The following is a 20480-nucleotide window of genomic DNA, read 5'->3' as shown; positions in this document are numbered from 1 at the left end:
ATGACAGAATCGACAAATCAGCAAAAGCCAGAACAAACTGAACTTGCTCTCAGTTTATTAACTGTTCCTTTTTTAGGGGCATTATTCGGATCGCGATCGCTGTTAGATGGATTAACTAGTTTAGGAGAAGCTAGTGAAGAAATTTTCCGTGGTGATCGTTTACCCATTCTTCATCTAGAGCAACATAACGATATAGAAATTAAAGCATAAAAATTCTATGCTTCCCTTCTTATAAAGGCAGTAATCGATATAATGACGGACAGGCAAGTTTGCGATTAAGCGCACTTGTTTGTCTGTTCCTCATCTCCTAGGAAAGCATCAACACAATCATCTAATTTTTAAAAGCCCTATGAGTTCTCTGTTGCAAGCCTCTAGCCAAGATATCAATAACACTGACTCTGATTTATTTTTGACTCGGCGCATTAAACTCATTGAAGAGTTATGGGAATCAGTTTTAAAAGTTGAATGCGGTCAAGAGTTGGTCGATTTATTGCAACAGTTGCGCTCTATGGGATCACCGGAAGGACAGGCTACGGGATTGCCCACTTCTTCTGTACCAAAACTGATTGAAGAACTCCCCCTTAATGATGCAGTTAGAGCAGCCCGTGCATTTGCCCTTTACTTCCAACTGATTAATATTGTGGAACAACACTACGAACAGCGAGAACAACAGCTGAATCGTCAAGTTAGTTACCAACCATTACAGGGAGAAAAATTACAGGAGGAAGATACCCAGAGTGTTTTGGGGGCAGAATTTCTCGAAAAAAGTTGGCAAGGAAATTCCACTTATCAAAAAGCAGGGACGTTTAATTGGCTCTTTCCCTACCTGAATAAATTAAATGTTCCCCCCCAACTCATCCAGAGATTACTCAACCAGCTTGATATTCGTTTAGTTTTTACGGCGCATCCTACCGAAATTGTCCGCCAAACTATTCGCAAAAAACAACGTCGGATCTCTGGAATATTGCAACATATTGATTACTCAGAAATGGTGGCGCAGAATCTGGGCTTTTTAGAATCCCCAGAAGCGATGGAATCTACAGAGCAACTTAAAGAAGAAATCCGTCTCTGGTGGCGTACTGATGAATTACATCAATTTAAGCCAGAAGTATTAGACGAAGTAGATTATGCCCTTCACTACTTCCAAGAAGTTTTATTTGATACCATTCCCCATCTTTCTAAACGACTCAAACAAGCCCTAAATCAATCTTTTAAGGAATTAACTCCTCCTAAAAATAATTTTTGTCGATTCGGTTCTTGGGTGGGAGCCGATCGCGATGGGAATCCCTCTGTAACCCCTGCTGTCACTTGGGAAACTGCTTGTTATCAAAGAGGAATTGTTTTAGAACGATATTTAGACTCTGTGAGACGACTGATTACCCTTTTAAGTCTGTCTTTACATTGGAGTGATGTTTTACCGGAACTTTTAGAATCTTTAGAGCAAGATCGCGCGGTGATGCCAGAAGTTTATGAAGGCCTGGCAATTCGCTACCGACGAGAACCTTATCGCCTGAAACTTGCTTATATTGAGCAACGTTTGAAAAATACCATCCATCGCAATCAATGCTTATCTTCTGAGGAATCAGCCCCAGCAGAAGTGATGGAACGACATCATCAAACCCTTTATCATTCTGGGGAAGAATTTTTAGCAGAATTACAACTGATTCAGCGTAATTTAACCGAAACTGGGCTTACTTGCCAAGATTTAGAGCATTTAATTTGTCAAGTGGAAATTTATGGGTTTAACCTCACTGAGTTGGATATGCGGCAAGAGTCTTCTCGCCACTCAGACACATTAGACGAGATAACTGAATACTTACAGATTTTACCGAAATCTTATAACGAACTAGACGAGTCAGAGCGAGTGGAATGGCTAACACAAGAGCTGAAAACTCGCCGTCCTCTGATTCCTGGGGAGCTTCATTTTTCAGAAAAAACCAACGAAACTGTAGAAACATTCCGTCTGTTAAGAAAACTGCAACAGGAGTTTGGTCAACAAGTTTGCCAAACCTATATTATTAGCATGAGCCATGAAGTAAGTGATCTTTTAGAAGTCTTACTGTTGGCAAAAGAAGCAGGAATTTATGATCCTGGCACTGGAAGTTGTAGCTTACAAGTTGTTCCTCTTTTTGAAACAGTAGATGACTTGTTACGTGCTCCTTCAGTGATGAAGGCTTTATTTGAATTGCCCTTGTATCGCGCTTGTTTAGCAGGGGGATATGGCAAAGAAAAGGAAAAAGGAGAGTATGATATTCAAGAAGTCATGCTCGGTTATTCTGATAGTAATAAAGATTCAGGCTTTTTAAGCAGTAACTGGGAAATTCATAAAGCGCAAAAAGCCCTACAAAGGCTAGCAGAAGGGTATGGTGTATCCCTGCGGATCTTTCATGGGCGCGGTGGCTCAGTAGGACGCGGTGGTGGCCCCACTTATGAGGCAATTTTAGCCCAACCGAGTTCCACGATTAATGGACGAATTAAAATTACAGAACAAGGGGAAGTGGTGGCTTCTAAGTATTCTCTCCCTGAGTTGGCGCTGTATCATTTAGAAACGGCAACAACTGCGGTAATTCAAGGAAGCTTATTGGGAAGTGGCTTTGATGATATTGCCTCTTGGAATGAGATTATGGAAAAGTTGGCAGCGCGATCGCGCCAGCATTATCGGGCTTTAATTTACGAAGAACCAGATTTCTTAGATTTCTTCCTCTCAGTTACGCCGATTCAAGAAATTAGTCAGTTGCAAATTAGTTCTCGCCCCGCCCGTCGTCAAGGGGGGAAAAAAGATTTAAGCTCTCTGCGTGCGATTCCTTGGGTATTTAGCTGGACGCAAACTCGTTTCCTCCTTCCGGCATGGTATGGGGTAGGAACTGCCTTAAAAGACTTTTTAGAGGAAGAATCAGAACGAAATTATGACCAGAACTTAAAACTGCTACGATACTTTTATCTCAAATGGCCCTTTTTCCGCATGGCAATTTCTAAAGTTGAGATGACACTTGCTAAAGTTGATTTACAAATTGCCCATCATTATCTAAAAGAGTTAGCAAATCCTGAAGATCACGAACGGTTTGAGCGGATTTTTCAACAAATTGCTGATGAATATTATCTCACTAGTGATTTAGTGCGGTTAGTCACCAATCACGAAAAACTTCTTGATGGCGATCCCGATTTACAACGCTCTGTACAATTGAGAAATCGTACCATTGTGCCTTTAGGGTTTTTACAAGTTTCCCTCTTAAAACGTCTTCGTGAGTATAGTAATCAAAGTGCCTCAGGCGTGATTCATTTCCGTTATAGTAAAGAAGAATTATTACGCGGCGCGTTACTGACTCTTAATGGGATTGCAGCTGGAATGCGTAATACAGGTTAATCTGGTGACGAACTATTTATGAAGCATAATCCGCGCCAAGTTGTATTTAATGCTCTGTATGAAATCATCTTGAAAGATGCCTATGCCGAAGTAGCGCGCGATCGCGCTTTAGGGAAAATCTCTCTCACCCCCCAAGATCAAAAATTTGTCAGTGAGTTAATCTATGGAATTGTTCGTCGTCAGCGTACCCTTGATGCGTTAATTGATCAGTTTGCCAGTAAACCAGCTTCCCAACAACCGCCCAAACTGCGCCTAATTCTACTTATCGGATTGTATCAGCTACGATATTTGACGCAAGTTCCTGATTCGGCAGCAGTGGATACAAGTGTCGAACTTGCCAAAAGCAATGGCTTAGGGAAACTTTCAGGGGTAATTAATGGTCTTCTCCGCAATTATAGCCGTCAACAAGCAACCACGGCTGATCCCTTAAAACTCCCTGAAGATCCGATCCAGCGTATTGGTATTTTACATAGCTTTCCCGATTGGATCGTTAAACTGTGGTGGGAGGAGTATGGAGAAGAAACGGCCCCTCTCCTCGCGCAATGGTTCAATCACCCCCCCAATATTGACTTGAGAATCAACCCCTTACAAACCACTCAAGAAACAGTAGAAAAAGCCCTTAATGAAGTCAATATCGAATATTCTCGCCTTCCCCTTCCCAATGGGCTAAGACTCCCCTCTGGAGTAGGAAATATTCAACAACTGCCAGGGTTTACTCAAGGGTGGTGGACAGTTCAAGATTATAGCGCCCAATTAGTGAGTTATTTACTCAATCCCCAAGCAGGAGAAACCATTATTGATGCCTGTGCCGCCCCTGGGGGGAAAAGTACCCATATTGCCGAATTAATGGGAGATCAGGGAATTATTTATAGCAGCGATCGCGCTTCTAGTCGCCTCAAAAAAGTTACTCAAAATGCCCAACGGCTAAAACTCAATTCTATTCAAACTTGTGTTGGTGATGTGCGAAACCTATCTCAATTTAAAAATAGCAGCGATCGCGTTTTAGTCGATGCCCCCTGTTCTGGCTTAGGCACCTTACATCGTCGCACCGATTTACGTTGGCGACAAACTCCCGAAAATCTCCTACAATTAGCCCAACTGCAACAAGAAATCCTCACCGAAGCCGCCACTTGGGTAAAACCTAACGGTATCCTCGTTTATGCCACTTGTACCATTAACCCCTTAGAAAACGAAGATGTCATTCAAGCCTTCTTAGCCAATCACCCTCAATGGCAAATTATCCCACCCGCAGGGAACTTTCCCGTACCATCCTTAACGTCTTTGTCAAATTTCTTAAAAATTTTGCCCACAGAACACAACAGTGATGGCTTTTTTATGGTCAAATTAAAACTATAGCAATTTTAATTTAGTTGTAAACTGCCACCTTAGTTCCCCCCTTTAATAAGGGGGGTTAGGGGGGATCACAAGATTTACTCAATTAAAACCCATCAGTAATTACCCATCACTCACCATGCAAGGCAAAAAAAATACTGAAAAACAGCTACTCAAAATTTTAATTGGCGCAGCTTGGATCGATGGTCACATCCAGACTGAGGAACGTCAATACCTGCAAAAAACTGCCCAAAAACATAACCTCGCCGACGATCCAGAAATTCGACCTCTTTTAAACGAACTAAAAGCTGTCAAACCTGATCAATGCTACGCTTGGGTACAAGAATATTTGGGCAGTTCTCCTAACCAAAAAGATTATGAAAATCTCATTGAAGCTATTAGTGGATTAATTTATAGCGACGGAGAAATGGCAACAGAAGAAGCAAAACTCCTCACTAGCTTACAAGAATATGATCCTGATAGTACCTCCCCCCTTGAAAAAGTGTTAAAAACTGTACAGACACTTTATCAACGATATGCAAACAGTTAGTCTAGTAGTGGTACTTTCATTTCTAATTGAGTAATGACCACCCCCAAAATTATTGTCCTCGATGATGATCCCACAGGTTCTCAAACTGTCCACAGTTGCTTACTCTTAATGCAGTGGGATGTAGAAACATTGCGTCTAGGTTTACAGGATGATATTTCCATCTTCTTTGTTCTCACCAATACTCGCGCCCTCTCCCCAGACAATGCAGTAAAAAGAACTCGTGAAGTCTGCCAAAACCTTAAAAGCGCACTTGCCCAAGAAAATATTAACGACTTTTTAGTAGTGAGTCGGTCAGATTCTACTCTTAGAGGACATTATCCCCTAGAAACTGATGTCATTGCCGAAGAATTAGGCTCATTTGATGCTCATTTCCTCGTTCCTGCCTTTTTTGAAGGGGGACGTATCACCCGTGACAGTGTCCACTATATTGTCTCTGATGGAGTAGAAACCCCCGTTCACGAAACCGAATTTGCTAAAGATTCTGTTTTTGGTTACTCTTACAGCTATCTTCCTGACTATGTAGAAGAAAAAACCCAAGGGAAAATTAAAGCCAATGAAGTACAACGGTTTACTTTAGCTGATATTCGTCAAGGAATAAAAGATCGGCTGCGACAACTGAATAATAATCAATGTGTTGCCGTTGATGGAGAAACCCAAAGCGACTTAGATCAATTTGCCTCTGATGTTCTTGCAGTCGCCCAAGAAGGGAAACAGTTTTTATTCCGCAGCGCTGCTAGTATCCTTACCTCTCTCGCGCAACTCGGGAAACAACCTATTCCTGCCGAAGAAATGGGCAAATATGATGCCACCCCTAACCCAGGTGTTGTCTTAGTCGGTTCTCATGTGAAAAAATCAACCGCTCAACTTTATGCCCTTCTAGAAGAAGAAACTGTCACTGGCGTTGAAGTTGATGTTAAGCAATTACGAGATGATCCGAATAATCGTGATAAATTATTAACCGCTATTCTGCAAGACATTAAAACGGCTTACGAAAATGAACAAACCCCTGTCATCTATACTAGCCGTGAAGAGCTCCAATTTGAAACTACCCAAGCCCGTCTTGACTTTGGGGTAGAAGTGTCTTCCTTTTTAATGGATATTGTGCGCCGACTGCCTAAAAATATTAGTTTTCTCATTAGTAAAGGAGGCATTACCTCCAACGATGTCTTAAGTGATGGATTACAATTACAATCAGCAAGACTCCTAGGACAAATTCTTCCGGGTTGTTCCTTAGTGCGTACCCCTGAAACGCATCCTCAATTTCCGAGTCTTCCTGTTGTCTTATTTCCCGGCAATGTGGGAGATAATCAAGGCTTAGTTACTGTTTACCGTCGCTTAAATAAACATCATGGCTGAAGATTTAGATCAACGTAAACTGCTTTCCGCCCTTTGTCACGGTTCTATCTTTTTTGGCACATTATTTTTTTCAGTTGCGATTCCCATTATTGTCTTATTGATGAGTAAAGATGATGTTGCCAAAGCAAATGCAAAAGAAGCCCTCAATTTTCATTTTAATTTGTGGCTTTACGAAATTATTTTTTTTATCCTTACCTTAATTTTAATTGGATGGATTTTGTTAGGAATTTTAGCAATTGTTAACTTGATTATGCCGATAATTGCTATTATAAATGTCTTAACTAAGCCAGAAACAGCTTATCGCTACCCCTTTATTTTCCGATTGCTTTAAATAAACAAGGGAGAATCATTGATATGCAATGGCAAGAGGTAATTGAGCATCCTAGTTTACAGGATTTGCCATTCAAAATTGAGCTTAATGAATATGGCAAAATTGAGATGAGTCCTGCTTCTAACCGTCATGGGAGACTACAAAGTAAATTAACCTTACTCTTAGCTCAACATGGCAAACAAGGAGAGTTATATTTGGAATGTTCGGTTGAGACAAGAAAAGGGATAAAAGTTGCCGATGTGGCTTGGGCTTCCCCAGAATTTTTTGCTGAATATGGCGAAATGACTCCTTTACCTGTTGCCCCAGAAATTTGCATCGAAATTCTTTCTCCTTCTAATTCTCAAGGAGAAATGGCAGAAAAAATCGATCTGTATTTAGCTAAAGGCGCAAAAGAGGTCTGGCTCTGCGATGATCAAGGCAATCTTACCATTAATACCCCAAAAGGAGTTATAGAAAAATCCAATCTTTTAAAAACTTTTCCTAGCAATATTCTAAATGTGAATGTCGAGTAAAGAGACACTGATACACTCTAGAAACCTGCGCTAATATAAAAAAAGATAGAGAATTAAGCTTAGGGGCTCTCTTGGTTGATGCTTATTTTCTCTAATAATAGTTAATTTCTGGAAAAATTAGTCAAATTTGGTTGAGGCAGAGGAATGAAAACTTCTGATGAGTCGCAAATGTCCAATTACATTGTCTATCAAAGGAACAAGCCCACTGCTTATGCCTTGTGGTGTTTTTGTTTATTCTCAGTATGTGGGATTCACCGTTTCTACGCTAGACGTTATCTGTCAGGGGTAATTTATCTATTGACGTGGGGCTTTTTTGGATTAGGGCAATTTATGGATTTATTTCTTATTCCCAACATGGTTGATGAAGAAAACCTAAAGATGAAAGCTCTCTATGGTTATCAACCCAACCAGGCTAGTTTTTATCAAACCCCTGAAAGTATTGTTGTTAATTTACCTCGTTCTCAGCCTCCAGAGGTAAACTCAGAAGTAACCGAAAAACAGTACTTCACAGAAAGACAACAAGAGCCAGATTTAGATCGTGCCATTTTAAGAACGGTAAAAGATGCTCAGGGGGCAACTTTAGCTGAGATTTTTCTAGAAGTCAGGGGAGAATATGAGGAAATTGAGGAACGAGTTGAGTATTTAATGAGCAAAAACTTGTTAATCGTTGATAATCGCCCTGACGATGGTGCAGTAATTTATAAACTCAATTAATTCCTCTACTAAGAAAATTAAAATCCTTAGTTCCTGACTACCTCAGAAACTGTTTCTGCTTTGACTTCAGTATCAACTGTTGTCGGATGCTTGGTTAACTTCATTTGCAAGGAAAAAATATGGTGACCTTCTTTAGAATAAACCGTAATCGGGCATTCCATTACGTTTTCTGTAAAAGGGATAAGAAAGTAAAATTTTCCCTCAGCATTGCTCTGAATTTGCTGTTCTCCAAGGATTACGGTTGCTTCGGGGTAAGTGGCACCAGAAAGCATTAATCTTTTTTCTCCCACTAGAGTGAATTGTGGAGAAATGTCTTCTAAAAACTGCCTAGGGGTTTCTCCTTCTCCCTGAAAACTTTGCTCAAATCCTACTCCTGAGGCAAAAATATAAGAACTCACTGAAGAAGGAGGCATAGAATTATAAAAAGAGCCTGTGAGCCTTTGCCCTTCTAATGGTTCTGATATTTCAAAAATCTCTTCGTAAATTTGCCGATTGCGATCCTCTAAATGTCGAGATTTATCTTGGGCATTTTTTGGTTCTGGAAGAGTTAATTCTTCTTCGGGAATTTCTTCCAAATTGTTTTCCCAATCCAGTTCAATAAAGTGATCCTCAATCCAGTCAGAGGGATAAACTGGTGGCATATGAACCGGTTTAGAAGTTGCTAAAACTAGCCAAGTGCTATCCGCACAACGATAACCAATTTCACAAAGGTAATCGCGATCGCTGATAGGAATGGGGACATACCACTCCCTTGCTAATTCGTCCACAGGAAATTCTTGAACAGTTGATAAAGTATTACTTTCTGCTTCAGCCTCTGTCACATCATATAAACGCAAAACTAATTGTTGCCCGCCTTGATGACGCAATTCCTCTTTATGCTCATTAGAAATATCCCAATATACATAACTCCATTGTGGATCCCGAGGCATCATCACAATTCGACTTTTACCATACCCCCCAGGTAATTCTGGCAATTCCTCATCCACTGAAGCTAAATTTTGTTCTTCTTCAACGTTACTGGAACTATTATTGGTTCCCAATTCAAACTTACTCGCCTCCATGAGTTCTTGGGTTTCTGATTCCCAACTGGAAGCAGGGGAGTGCTGATTTTGCCCTTCAATATTTAAAATTGCTTCCAAGAGTTGCGACTTTCGCATCCGACTATAACGAGAGATGTTATAGCTACTGGCTACTTTTCGTAACTGACGCAATGTCATTTCTTCTAGAGGCGGACGTGATTTTGCCATTGGCTTTGATTCAATAATTGAGAACGAGAACAACAAACGGTAATAAAGAAAACCTTAACTTATCCGTGTGGATCGTTACACCTATAGTTTTAGCAAATACTTATAGGGTGAGATCAAGTAAGGTATCTATTTTTTTCGCTTATACACGGATTTAAGCCTTCTTCGGGGATCATTATGTCATGAAATCTTGATATTATTGATATACTTATCTATTTTTGGCTAAAAACCTAAAAAAAACCTTATAATGCTAGAATCAAAGTGATAATTTCAGGCACCAAATTAAAAATGTCGCTAGCACATCTTTTCTGGGCAAGTCTGCTTGGGATCAGTTTCACAGCTTTTAGTGCTAATGTTGCTTACGCTGGGTCCCACTCATCAGACAAAAACTCTGAAGAAGAAACTTCTTCTTTCAAAACACCCATTGAATATCAAAATGTTCCTCAGTTATTTCGAGAAGCTCTTAACTATGAGTCTGGCAATTTTTTTGATAATCACTCTCTAGAAGGGCGATTGAAACCAATTTTTGGCGTAGGGGAGTCTCTAGACCGTTCTTCTTTTCCAGAAAATGAAATTATTCGTGATTCCAGACTTTTGAATATTCTGCATCGAGATTATAGAAAGCAACAAGTAGGAGAAATTCCGATCAGGACTCGGGATTTAGAAAACCCTTATACAACTTCGGTGGGGTCTCAGAACAACCATCAACAATTTTGAAGAGTCCAGGGTGCAGGAGTTGAACCTGCCTAAGGCGAATTATGAGTTCGCTGCCTCAACCGCTCGGCCAACCCTGGTTAAGTTGTACGTTACTAATTATAATTTAACATCATGAGATTTAATTCTACTTTGACATTTATTTTTATCTTTATTCTCATCGCCGTTGGAAGTGGAATCATTAGTGGCTTAAAGGGTTATACTCTGGGGCATGAAGCACTTCAGGAAGTATCTCAGCCTGATATTAGACGTGGGGAAAGAAAATTGAATAATGAAGATGATTCTTCTAGTGGTCAAGATGCCCTTGTCTCAGAAGCCGATCTTTTAGAAGAAGTAAATGAGAAAATGGATCGCTCTTCTGAACGAGCAGTTCCTTTAGCAGAAGATGCAGAAGACTAATTTACTCTGATGGTTTAATTAACAAAATTAGCAGGGTTTTGATCGCGTCGGTGTTGCACTGGAATTGGCTCTGCCTGTTTTTGACTGTCTAAACTAGCAGTTTTTTCTAGAGATTCCCGTAACCGTTTCGCCGCATAAATGGACATATCCCGAGGAACACTCACGCGATCGCGCAGATATCTTAAACCAGTGGCTGCCCCAGCAGGAGGGGGACAAACTTCTCCTGTGATCAAATGGGTTAAGGCACAACGTAAAGCAGGGTCAAAAATTTCCTCAGAAACTGGATTAACTTTGATGAGATTTTGACGATGTTTGAGAACACGATGTAATGCTTCTTGACGTGAAGTTTCAGGTTCAGGGTAATTGACATCAGGTAAGCCCATCCAGGGGCCACTATCTACCCGCGCTTGATTAAGTTTAGTCTGGGGGTCATCATTGGCATAACAACCTCCCATCTGTGGCGGTAAGTCGTGGGCATGAGTATGAAAATCACTCTGCGTTCCCCGATAGGTGGAGCGAGTTTCCATGCCATCAAACCATTTTGCAAAGTAGGGGTTTTCTTCTCGCATAGAGTAGCCCTTGTAATAAAAGAGACTAGCGTTCATTCGCTCGACATAAGGCGTAAAAATAACATCAACCACACTGAAATCTTCTAGAAAATACGGACTCGGCGTTTCACTAAGGGCTTTTTCCACCTGTTGCATGGTTTTGAGAAATTGATCGCGGTTTTTTTCCTCTTCTCGTCGGTTACGAGTGGGATAACACAGCCAAGTACACCAGGCGCGAAATAATAATCTTTCTAATTTTCGTAAAGACATGACTTTCGGATCCGTCATACTCCACCCTAAGGAACCAAAAGCCTGTTCGAGGGCGACTAAAATATCATCACTTTCTGTGAGTAAGCGATTATCTAGTTCTAACGCAGGAAGCATTCCTGAGGGAACAATGCGCTTATACCAGCGTTCTTTTTGCCCATAGCAAAACATGGTTACTTTTTCGATGCGGTAGGGGATTTGTTTCTCTTCTAGCCACAGCCAAACTTTTTGACAGTAAGGACACCAGGCATGATGATCCCGATATAAAGTTACTCGCACCTCTGATTCATCATGACCAAAGAGGCGTAATCGTGCTTGAGGATTAGTTGCACCATTAACGCGATCGCGCTCTAAGTTACTACGAGCTTCTAATTCTTCCCAACTTAAGGCTTCCATTTTACGTAGTCACTGGCTTGAATTTAAGACTTACTAGAACTATGATAACGAGTTTAGGATTAACGGTTAGAATTTTAACAATCAGCCCTTGCTAGCAAAAACAATTCTCCCTTTTAAGGAAATAGCTTTAGTCCTAAGATAGGAGGAGACATTGCTTCCCCTAGTTGTTAACTTATTCTCTTTACTGGTGATCTTATGAACCAAAATGGTCAAACGACAGACGATTCCCCTGTCCGTTTAAAGCGTGACCAAAATCAAGTGTTATTATCTCTGCCCCCAGCCCCGACAACGGAAGCCACTGATGATTGGGACTCATTATGGCAAAATTTGAAACATCATCTGAATGGTAGTGAGAAGTTTTGGCAGCCACAAACCTCAGTTACCCTCAAAGCACGGGATCGCTTATTGGATACCTCACAGTTAAGCGCGATCGCGCAAGCCCTCTCCCAAGTAGAATTATCCCTCACTAATATAGAAACCACTCGTCGCCAAACTGCTGTTGCTGCTGCTAGTGCGGGGTACTCCGTAACACAGCCCTCACCTAACGTACTGCTTGCCCCCATTGAACGGAATCAAATTAAAAATCGAGATCCCCTTTATCTGCAAACTACTGTTCGTTCAGGCATGGAAATTCGCCACGATGGAACTCTAATTGTTATTGGGGATGTTAATCCAGGAGGAGCAGTAATTGCCCAAGGAGATATTATTATTTGGGGGAGACTGCGAGGCGTTGCCCATGCTGGCTGTCAAGGCGATCGCGCTTGTCGTATTTTGGCTTTACAAATGCAACCGACACAGTTAAGAATTGACGATGTAGTGGCTCGGGCTCCCAATACCACGCCTCACGATATGCAACCAGAAATTGCCTATGTGAGTACCGAGGGGATTCGTATTACTCGGGGGTTAGACTTTCTGAAAACCCACCGCTTTATCAAAGAAACAGAATTATGGGAAGACCTGCCAAACTAAGTAAGTAATTATAGAGGTTTAATTTTTAAGCAATTTAAATTATTATGAGTCGAATTATTGTTATTACATCTGGAAAAGGTGGCGTTGGCAAAACTACTACCACGGCTAACATTGGAAGCGCACTAGCGAAATTAGGCAATAAAGTTGCTCTTGTGGATGCTGATTTTGGGCTAAGGAATTTAGACCTATTATTAGGGTTAGAAAATCGAGTCGTTTATACAGCCATTGAAGTGATTAATGGCGAATGCCGTCTTGAACAAGCCCTCGTCAAAGATAAACGTCGTTCTGGTTTAGTGCTATTACCAGCTGCCCAAAGTCGCGGTAAGGAGTCCATTACTCGGGAACAAATGAAGGATATAGTAAGTCGTCTCAGTCCCGACTATGATTATATTGTCATTGATTGTCCTGCTGGAATTGAAATGGGCTTTCAAAACGCGATCGCGCCTGCAACTGAAGCCCTTATTGTCACCACTCCTGAAGTCGCAGCAGTTCGAGATGCTGACCGAGTGATTGGTTTATTAGAAGCAAACAATATTAGTAATACCAAACTCATTGTTAATCGAGTGCGCCAAGAAATGATTGAAGCCAATGACATGATGAGTGTAGAAGATATTTTAGAAATTCTTGCTATTCCTCTGATTGGGATTATTCCTGATGACGAGCGAATTATTGTTTCTAGTAACCGTGGTGAACCGTTAGTATTAGAAGAAAAGTTATCTGTTCCAGGGCAAGCCTTCAATAATATTGCTCGACGATTAGGGGGCGAAAAAGTAGAGTTTATGGACTTGGCTGCTTACCAAGACAATTTACTCAAGCGGATTCGCCGTTGGTTTAGTGAATGAGCTTTTGCCCAATCACATAACAATTTTTTACCCCATAACAAGGAATTAAATATAACGAACTATGGCTATTTTAGACAAACTTTTTAAGCGCAATTCTGCTAAATCGAGTAGTCAACAAGCCAAGCAGCGACTAAAACTCATTGTTGCTCATGATCGCTCAGGTTTAAGTGAAGAAACTCTCGAATCTATGCGCCAAGAAATTTTAGAAGTGGTTGCTCGCTATGTAGAAATTGACCCCAATAGTACAGAATTCAGTCTTGAAAGCGAAGAAGGAATGACAGCTTTAATTGCAAATCTTCCCATTCGTCGGGTTAAAAAATAAGGCTCTCCCAGACTAATTTCTTGATTATTCGTTGTTTGTCCTTTGTCCTTGGTCCTTTGTCCTTCGTTGCTTGTAAACCAATGACTAATGACTAATGACCAATGACTAATGACTAATGACTAATGACCAATGACTAATGACTAATGACCAATGACTAATAACAAATCATTATGTGTCGTCTTTTAGGTTACCTCGGTTCATCTGTGCAAATTGATCAACTTTTATGCCAGCCATCCCATTCTTTAGTGGTACAAGCCTATCAACCTAAAGAAATGGAATCTGCCATCATGAATGCTGATGGGTTTGGTTTAGGCTGGTTTCATCCAGAAAAAAAGGCATTTCCCTATATTTACAAGCAAACAATGCCCATTTGGGGAGATATTAATCTACCGCAAATTAGTCGCTATGTGGAAGCTGCTTGTTGGCTAGGTTATGTTCGCAGTGCTACTCCTGGATTAGCAGTTGATTTGAGCAATTGTCAGCCCTTTAGCAGTGAAGGGTTATCTCTCTCTCCCCCTTTATTATTCACACACAATGGCTATATTAATCAGTTTCGCAAAACCCTGTATCGCCCCATAAGACTGAGTTTGCATGATGATGTTTATCTTCATATTCATGGGACAACAGACTCAGAACATATTTTTGCGTTAATTCTGAATCAGTTATACACTCAACCCAAACTCTCCTTAGCACAAGCTGTAGAAACAGCCCTTAAGCAATTAGCAGATATTGCCCAAGCGGAGGGAAATGTTTATTTTTGCGCCAATATTTTGGTTACGGATGGCAAGCAATTAGTGGCAAGTCGGTTTGCTAGTCGTTCTCCTGCCCCCACTTTATACTGGTTGGAGGATGATCCCAACTATCCTGAAGCCATCATCATTGCATCGGAGCCATTATTTGAGGGAAACTGGAAGCGTTGTCCAGAACAAAGTATTATTTCTGTGGGAGAGGATGGAAACGTTTACACAAGCCAAATCACACCGTAATGCTATTTATAATGCGCTAGAACAAGTGCGCGATCGCAGTTTAGAATTATTTGATCAAGTTGACTTTAAAACCTTTTGTCATCAAGCCCATGATGAGTTTAGCCCTGTGGGATGGCATTTAGGGCATATTGCCTTTACTGAAGGATTATGGATCCTAGAACATCTGAAAGGAATACCGCCATTATATCCCCAATATCGTAAATTATTTGCTGCCGATATTCTCCCCAAAGCAGAGCGACAAAATCTTCCTCCCACAGATGAGATTCTCGACTATCTCCATGAAATTCGCAGTGCAGTTCTAGAGTATCTGGAAATTGCCCCCATTGAACAGCAAAGTCGTCTCTGGTGGTGGCTGATTCAACACGAATGTCAGCATAGTGAAACCATTAGCTTAATTCTACAACTGCAACAACTCCAAACTCTTCCTGACTATCCTCTGGTTTCCTCAACTCCTAATCAGGAAGTTTTACCAGAGATGATCGAAGTACCAGCAGGAGAGTTTATCATGGGCAGTGATACGAATCCTCAAGATAATGCTCGTCCCAGTCATCGCGTGTATTTAAATCACTATTGGATTGATCGGTATCCCGTAACCTGTGGGCAATATCGAGAATTTATTGAAGCAGGGGGCTATCAAACCCGTCAATGGTGGTCAAAAGCAGGATGGGAATGGTTACAAAATAACCCCGTCGCAAAGCCCCTTTATTGGTCAGAAAATCCAGCTTGGGACAATCATCCCGTTTATGGGGTAAGTTGGTATGAAGCGGAAGCCTACGCTAATTTTGTGGGCAAACGACTCCCCACCGAAGCAGAATGGGAAAAAGCTGCTCGTTGGAATCCTATTTTGGAAAAATCTACAGTTTATCCTTGGGGCGATGATTTTCCGAACTCGTCTCATGGTAATTTTGATACCCGAGTGGGGCAAACGACTCCTGTTAATTCCTATCCTGCTGGAGAAAGTCACTATGGGGCTTATGATTTACTGGGAAATGTTTGGGAATGGACAGCCTCTTGGTTTTCCCCCTATCCCAACTTTGAAGCCTTTCCCTATCGCGGTTATTCCGAGGTTTATTTTGATGACCAACATCGGGTATTACGCGGTGGCAGTTGGGCAACCCGCCCACAAGCCTTAAGCAGTAGTTGGCGCAATTGGTATTATCCCCATTTACGTCAAATTTTTGCAGGGTTTCGTTGTGCGAAAAATTAATTCCCGTGTTTGCAGGGAATAAGATGCAGACGCTAATGGCGCACTGAACATACTCAGGAAGCACCTAAGTTTAAGTAAAGCGAAGGAGAACCAGTTTCTCCAACGTATTAGTAGTTGCTTGATACAACCGTTCAGGATCGATCTGAAGAATCTCCCGCTATACGAAAGTTAGCGGGAGAGTATCAATAGTATTGATAATCATAGGTGAGTCTATAGTCGTTCCAATTCAGTTCCGTAGTGCAGCCATCTTGGCTGCTACTAGGGAGCAAGATGCTCCCACTACTTTTAAGTTGCTGTTTTTTATTTGGAATCACTATAAGTTGCTAATTTAGTTGATTTCCCTTACAATTCAAATAATTACTACAACAAAAAACCAATAGTAACTTGATTAATGGTAGGAGCAGAGCGTTGATGGTCTTTTAGATCTCCGTCCCTCCTAAGTCCCCTCTTAATTTTCAAGGGTAGAGGGTTACTTAGGGGTAAGCTATGTTTAAGAAGATGTTTTAAAAGTCAGAGCAGGCGCCTTCTCTGACCGTTGGTCAAAAAAGCTACTTTAACTAAGTTAAAGTTCAAGTTGGGTCGGAGGTTTATACGCCCCGTCTACCGACTAAATTAAAATTGACGAGTGACCCTGCGCCGTCGTACGGCGCAAAGGAACGCGCGAGTTGTAGTCGTAGGATTCTCAGCCCTTCTGCTAAAATGATGAATCAATCACTCAGGGGCGATCACCTATGAACTCTCGATTAGTTAAAGAAATTTCTCAGGAAATCATGAATCTCTCAACAGAAGAAAAACAGTTGTTGTTTCAAGAATTACAGCTAAGTGAGTATTTTAAACAACTTAACAAGGAAACTTCAAGCAAACAGCAAAGCAATTATTATTTGATATCATAATTTCTGATAAAGACCTATTAAAATTAATTTAATTTATATCATAAAAAGGAGTGTTCCTTTGTCTGCTAAAAAAACGCTAACCCCTTTTTTTTCTTTGAAGAAGTTTTTATCTAAAAATGTTAAAAGTCCAGCTTATCGGATAATTTTAAAAACCGCGAATTATAATCGGCGCTTGATTCTAATTTCATTTAACAGTCATTTATTAGCGTCGGTTCTAGAAGCAGGAACTTTTGGATTAATCTATGTTGCCCTCAGAGTTTTAGAAGAAGGTTCTATTTCCAATATCAATCGTCTGAATTGGTTAGCCCCCTATCTTGAGGTTGGCAACAGGGTCAATTATTTTTAGGCTTAATTATTATTGCTGTTTTAACACAATACCTACGAAGTGGTTTAAGATACTTGGGGGGAGTTAGTGCTGGGTACTTAAAAGCAAGAATTGGCGCACAGATGAAAGATTTAGTCTTTCGGCGCATCATGTCTTTAACCCTCTTTTGTCACTTTCCGAAGCAAGAAGTAAAAAATAATGAGTTCTAATCAACTCTTAAAAACCTATTTTAACTTGATGAACAGAAGAAAATAAATGCTGAAACCCCAATAATAAGTGGTCATTATTAAACATCTCTAGCCAAGGGACAACTAACCAAAATAAGAACCATGGTTCCATAACTAAACGTAGGTTATGTAAGGCATCTTTCCAGCTATTTCCCTTCCTCCAATTGGGATGTTGAGGAGAATTATTACTTGTTGATGGTTGTGTCTTATCATCACTGTCTTCATCTTGCTCAAAAGAGCTAAAACCTGGCGTTTGTAAGCTCACCATTAAATAAACACAGTAAATGATTTCCCACCACTTCTCGATCTCAGAAAACTTGGTGAAACGATAATCTTTCCAACCCAATTCTTGCTTACATTGGCGAAATCCATATTCCACCCAAGTTCTTAAACCGTAAAGGTCTCCTAGTTTTTTCTTGACCTTCCCTTGAAGATTGGTCATAACAAAAGAGGTCCCATTACTGGGCAAAGTTTCTGGGTCAGTGGTGAGATCCCAATAAGTGATTTTTCGTCTCTTGCCATAAACAATTTCTCGAATGTATCTGGTTTCGGAACTGTTATCACTAAAGGTGCGAGTAAATTGACACCATTTATTGGCTCTTACCCTTTGTCCTGGGGGCAGTAGGACACTATGATTACTTCTAATTGCTACTACATAGGAGAGCTGATAGTGAGTTAAAGTATTGATGAAATTGCTACTTTCTCCATACAAGCTATCTGCTAAAACTAGGTCAATGTTAAAGCCAAAATCAATTAACTCTTGAATCAGTTCTATGGCTAATTCAATCTTGGTTTGGTATTTATCCCCTGGTTTGAGAGTTCCTTTGGGCTTAAATACCTTAAACTTTAAGGGGAAAGTGATATCTTGATACACTCCATAAGCATTGACCGAGACGATTCCTTGGTCAATTTTGCCCAAACTTCCTAAGTATTGTCTAGCGACATAATCGGTACGATTTCCCTTCTTTCTATCTCCAGTTTCATCAATAATGACGGTGATTGCTTTTCCCTTTAAGGCTTCTTTAGTTTTTTGTAATCTTCTTTCTCTTAATTGTTCTACTGACCAAGGTGAGTTAGCAAGGAAGTGATGTAGAGATTGTGCAGAAGTAATCCCGACGACTTTGGCAATTTCTGGTAGAGATTTTCGTTTAATCGGTGCGATGAGTCCTAAATGTAAAAATTTAAAGCATTCATAATTTCTCACATCTTGAAACAGGTCTTGATAGTAACCACAATAGTTGTCTACGATCGCGCTAGTAGGTTCTGGGTCTCGCGGTAGGTGTTGACGAATCTGTAAAGCTACATCCATCATGAGCAGTCGCTTCCCTCTTTATTCTTACTTTTCCTTTCTTATCATTTTATCTCGGAAAATGACAAAAGAGGGTTAAGTTTCTCTTGTGTAAGCAGTTATAAAATTGGAGACTTAACGAAGTATATTGGCGATGCTCAAGGTGCTGTCAAAACAGAGATTACTCTTTGGGAAAGATTATTCGTTAAAGGCTTAACAATGTTAGGCTACCTTGTTGTCTTACTCGCCATTTCTCCTTTCTTATCCTTAATCGCTCTTGTGTTAGGAAGTGGATTATTTTTAATTCAACGTTACTTAATTCCTTTAATTAAGGAAAATTCTCGGGAACTTACACAAGCACAAGTTAGCATTAGCAAACAGATTGTAGAAACTATCCAAGGGTTGCGTTTAATTCACAGTTTTGGGCGACAACGTCAAGCGACTGGTACTATCCATCACCTCATTAGTCATGACTTATTACCGCTACAAGAAAAGCAAGCACGACTCTCAAAAGTAACTGGCCCTGTGAATCAATCTCTGACAATTACCATTGTTGGTCTGCTCTTAATTATAGGTTTTATTGTGTTAAGTGATGAACAAGCACTCGTTTTTCCTGCTTTATTTACCTTTATTGCTGCCTTGAATCGACTATCAGCGACATTAGGTGGATTTGCAAGACTTTTTAATAGTTTTGCTAAAAACTCAGGCAAGTTAGAGCGTTTGACTGAAATTCTAACTACGGAAGATAAAGAATGGAGTCGAGTTGGCGGGAAAATCTTTAAAGGATTAAAAGAGAAAATTGAGTTTGAAAATGTAACACTTCAATATTTTTCTGATCAAGCACCCGCGCTACACAATATTAACTTTGTCATGCCTCAAGGCTCAGTCACGGCTTTAGTAGGCAGTTCAGGGGCGGGAAAATCTTCCATTGCTGATCTACTGACAGGATTATACGATCCCACAGAAGGAAAAATCACCATTGATAATGTGGATTTAAAAGCCTATAGTTTAGAAACTTGGCGACAGCAGATGGGGGTTGTCAGTCAAGATACTTTTATCTTTAATCAGCCGATTATTGAGAATATTCGCTACGGTAAGCCTGAAGCAACTGAAGAAGAAGTCATTCAAGCAGCCAAAGATGCTCAAGCTCATGATTTTATTGCTGCTTTACCCAATGGTTATGACACAATCGTTGGGGAACGGGGATATCGTCTTTCTGGAGGGCAAAGACAACGGGTGGCTTTAGCTAGAGCAATTCTCAAACAACCAGAAGTTTTAATTTTGGATGAAGCCACTAGTGCATTAGATAGTCAGTCAGAGCGACTTGTACAACAGGCTTTAGCAATGTTTCAGCAAGATCGAACGGTTTTGGTCGTTGCCCACCGCTTATCAAGCATTACAGGGGCAGATCAAATTTTAGTGTTAGAACAAGGAGAAATTGTTGAGCGAGGAACTCATCAAGAGTTGTTGAGTCTTGGAGAACGTTATGCTCAATATTGGCAGTTACAAGCCCAAGGAGAAGTGGCCGTCAATTAACCTGAGAAAAAACTATTTTTCAAGTGAGAATTTAAGATCGGGTGCAAATTGAGCGACATTTTCAGTTCAAATCTAATTCCAAACTGACCAATGCTAATTGTTATCGTTTTGGCACTCCACCAAGGTAATAAGGTGGAAGTATAATGTCCTTCGTGCCC

General features: G+C 40.6%; 20 protein-coding genes and 1 tRNA gene. 17 read left to right on the top strand and 4 right to left on the bottom strand.

All coding sequences use genetic code 11. The features are described 5' to 3' along the window. The 8 genes from FRE64_RS03205 to FRE64_RS03170 all read left to right on the top strand — a co-directional run bounded on the left by FRE64_RS03205 (position 1) and on the right by FRE64_RS03170 (position 8159). Positions 1 to 210, top strand: coding sequence for a hypothetical protein (locus tag FRE64_RS03205; RefSeq protein WP_146294639.1), 210 nt, complete (start codon positions 1 to 3; stop codon positions 208 to 210). Positions 211 to 349: 139 nt separating this feature from the next. After that, entirely contained in the window at positions 350 to 3364 is a 3015-nt protein-coding gene (gene ppc / locus FRE64_RS03200; RefSeq protein ID WP_146294638.1) for a phosphoenolpyruvate carboxylase, read from the top strand. An 18-nt stretch (positions 3365 to 3382) separates the two neighbouring features. Next, positions 3383 to 4720 carry a 16S rRNA (cytosine(967)-C(5))-methyltransferase gene (locus FRE64_RS03195; RefSeq protein WP_146294637.1) on the top strand — a complete coding sequence of 446 codons (1338 nt, stop codon included), beginning with the start codon at positions 3383 to 3385 and terminating at the stop codon, positions 4718 to 4720. Positions 4721 to 4835: 115 nt separating this feature from the next. Then, positions 4836 to 5246 carry a tellurite resistance TerB family protein gene (locus FRE64_RS03190; RefSeq protein ID WP_146294636.1) on the top strand — a complete coding sequence of 137 codons (411 nt, stop codon included), beginning with the start codon at positions 4836 to 4838 and terminating at the stop codon, positions 5244 to 5246. A 33-nt stretch (positions 5247 to 5279) separates the two neighbouring features. Beyond that, the gene (locus tag FRE64_RS03185; protein ID WP_146294635.1) at positions 5280 to 6602 is read left to right on the top strand and encodes a four-carbon acid sugar kinase family protein; all 1323 of its coding nucleotides are present in this window, start codon (positions 5280 to 5282) and stop codon (positions 6600 to 6602) included. Then, positions 6595 to 6933: a DUF4870 domain-containing protein gene (locus tag FRE64_RS03180; RefSeq protein WP_146294634.1), complete on the top strand. Its 339-nt coding sequence runs from the start codon at positions 6595 to 6597 to the stop codon at positions 6931 to 6933. The genes FRE64_RS03185 and FRE64_RS03180 overlap by 8 nt, the downstream gene beginning before the upstream one ends. A 23-nt stretch (positions 6934 to 6956) precedes the next feature. Next, positions 6957 to 7445: a Uma2 family endonuclease gene (locus FRE64_RS03175; RefSeq protein ID WP_146294633.1), complete on the top strand. Its 489-nt coding sequence runs from the start codon at positions 6957 to 6959 to the stop codon at positions 7443 to 7445. 144 nt (positions 7446 to 7589) lie between these two features. Further along, complete coding sequence (locus tag FRE64_RS03170; protein ID WP_246140382.1) at positions 7590 to 8159, top strand: TM2 domain-containing protein; 570 nt, start codon at positions 7590 to 7592, stop codon at positions 8157 to 8159. A 26-nt stretch (positions 8160 to 8185) separates the two neighbouring features. On the opposite strand, the gene FRE64_RS03165 is transcribed toward FRE64_RS03170, so the two are convergent. After that, positions 8186 to 9406, bottom strand: a complete 1221-nt coding sequence (locus tag FRE64_RS03165) for a DUF4912 domain-containing protein (protein WP_146294632.1) — start codon at positions 9404 to 9406, stop codon at positions 8186 to 8188. Positions 9407 to 9691: 285 nt separating this feature from the next. On the opposite strand from FRE64_RS03165, the gene FRE64_RS03160 reads away from it, so the two are divergent. Next, positions 9692 to 10120 carry a hypothetical protein gene (locus tag FRE64_RS03160; protein ID WP_146294631.1) on the top strand — a complete coding sequence of 143 codons (429 nt, stop codon included), beginning with the start codon at positions 9692 to 9694 and terminating at the stop codon, positions 10118 to 10120. A 4-nt stretch (positions 10121 to 10124) separates the two neighbouring features. Here the strand turns inward: FRE64_RS03160 and FRE64_RS03155 are convergent. Beyond that, positions 10125 to 10197: transfer RNA gene (locus FRE64_RS03155), tRNA-Ile, on the bottom strand. A gap of 34 nt (positions 10198 to 10231) precedes the next feature. Between FRE64_RS03155 and FRE64_RS03150 the strand changes: the two genes are divergently transcribed. Continuing rightward, the gene (locus FRE64_RS03150) at positions 10232 to 10516 is read left to right on the top strand and encodes a hypothetical protein (protein WP_146294630.1); all 285 of its coding nucleotides are present in this window, start codon (positions 10232 to 10234) and stop codon (positions 10514 to 10516) included. A gap of 14 nt (positions 10517 to 10530) precedes the next feature. Here the strand turns inward: FRE64_RS03150 and FRE64_RS03145 are convergent, their stop codons facing one another. Further along, positions 10531 to 11727, bottom strand: coding sequence for a glutathione S-transferase family protein (locus tag FRE64_RS03145; RefSeq protein ID WP_146294629.1), 1197 nt, complete (start codon positions 11725 to 11727; stop codon positions 10531 to 10533). A gap of 195 nt (positions 11728 to 11922) precedes the next feature. Here FRE64_RS03145 and minC point away from each other — a divergent pair, with 195 nt between their 5' ends. From minC to FRE64_RS17375, 6 genes are all read left to right on the top strand, one after another. Then, positions 11923 to 12696 carry a septum site-determining protein MinC gene (gene minC, locus FRE64_RS03140; protein WP_146294628.1) on the top strand — a complete coding sequence of 258 codons (774 nt, stop codon included), beginning with the start codon at positions 11923 to 11925 and terminating at the stop codon, positions 12694 to 12696. 44 nt (positions 12697 to 12740) lie between these two features. Beyond that, positions 12741 to 13538 (top strand): septum site-determining protein MinD, encoded by a 798-nt coding sequence (minD, locus tag FRE64_RS03135; RefSeq protein WP_146294627.1) that lies wholly within the window; start codon positions 12741 to 12743, stop codon positions 13536 to 13538. A gap of 61 nt (positions 13539 to 13599) precedes the next feature. Further along, positions 13600 to 13860 carry a cell division topological specificity factor MinE gene (gene minE / locus FRE64_RS03130; RefSeq protein ID WP_146294626.1) on the top strand — a complete coding sequence of 87 codons (261 nt, stop codon included), beginning with the start codon at positions 13600 to 13602 and terminating at the stop codon, positions 13858 to 13860. A 170-nt stretch (positions 13861 to 14030) separates the two neighbouring features. Then, positions 14031 to 14846: an ergothioneine biosynthesis protein EgtC gene (gene egtC, locus FRE64_RS03125; protein WP_146294625.1), complete on the top strand. Its 816-nt coding sequence runs from the start codon at positions 14031 to 14033 to the stop codon at positions 14844 to 14846. Continuing rightward, a complete protein-coding gene (gene egtB / locus FRE64_RS03120; protein WP_146294624.1) occupies positions 14812 to 16053 on the top strand; it encodes an ergothioneine biosynthesis protein EgtB in 1242 nt (413 codons plus the stop codon). Before egtC ends, egtB begins: the two co-directional genes overlap by 35 nt. Before the next feature lie 951 nt (positions 16054 to 17004). Continuing rightward, positions 17005 to 17292 (top strand): hypothetical protein, encoded by a 288-nt coding sequence (locus tag FRE64_RS17375; RefSeq protein ID WP_186708950.1) that lies wholly within the window; start codon positions 17005 to 17007, stop codon positions 17290 to 17292. Positions 17293 to 17487: 195 nt separating this feature from the next. Here the strand turns inward: FRE64_RS17375 and FRE64_RS03115 are convergent, their stop codons facing one another. After that, positions 17488 to 18807: an IS701 family transposase gene (locus tag FRE64_RS03115; protein WP_146297260.1), complete on the bottom strand. Its 1320-nt coding sequence runs from the start codon at positions 18805 to 18807 to the stop codon at positions 17488 to 17490. Between the two features lie 198 nt (positions 18808 to 19005). On the opposite strand from FRE64_RS03115, the gene FRE64_RS03110 reads away from it, so the two are divergent. Next, positions 19006 to 20322 (top strand): ABC transporter ATP-binding protein, encoded by a 1317-nt coding sequence (locus FRE64_RS03110; RefSeq protein ID WP_146294623.1) that lies wholly within the window; start codon positions 19006 to 19008, stop codon positions 20320 to 20322. Positions 20323 to 20480 lie beyond the last annotated feature (158 nt).

Origin of the sequence: Euhalothece natronophila Z-M001 (genome assembly GCF_007904085.1) — a bacterium.
In the GTDB taxonomy this organism is placed as follows: Bacteria; Cyanobacteriota; Cyanobacteriia; order Cyanobacteriales; family Rubidibacteraceae; genus Halothece; species Halothece natronophila.
Note: the sequence above shows the minus strand (reverse complement) of the source record. Positions and strands in the feature narration are given on the sequence as shown.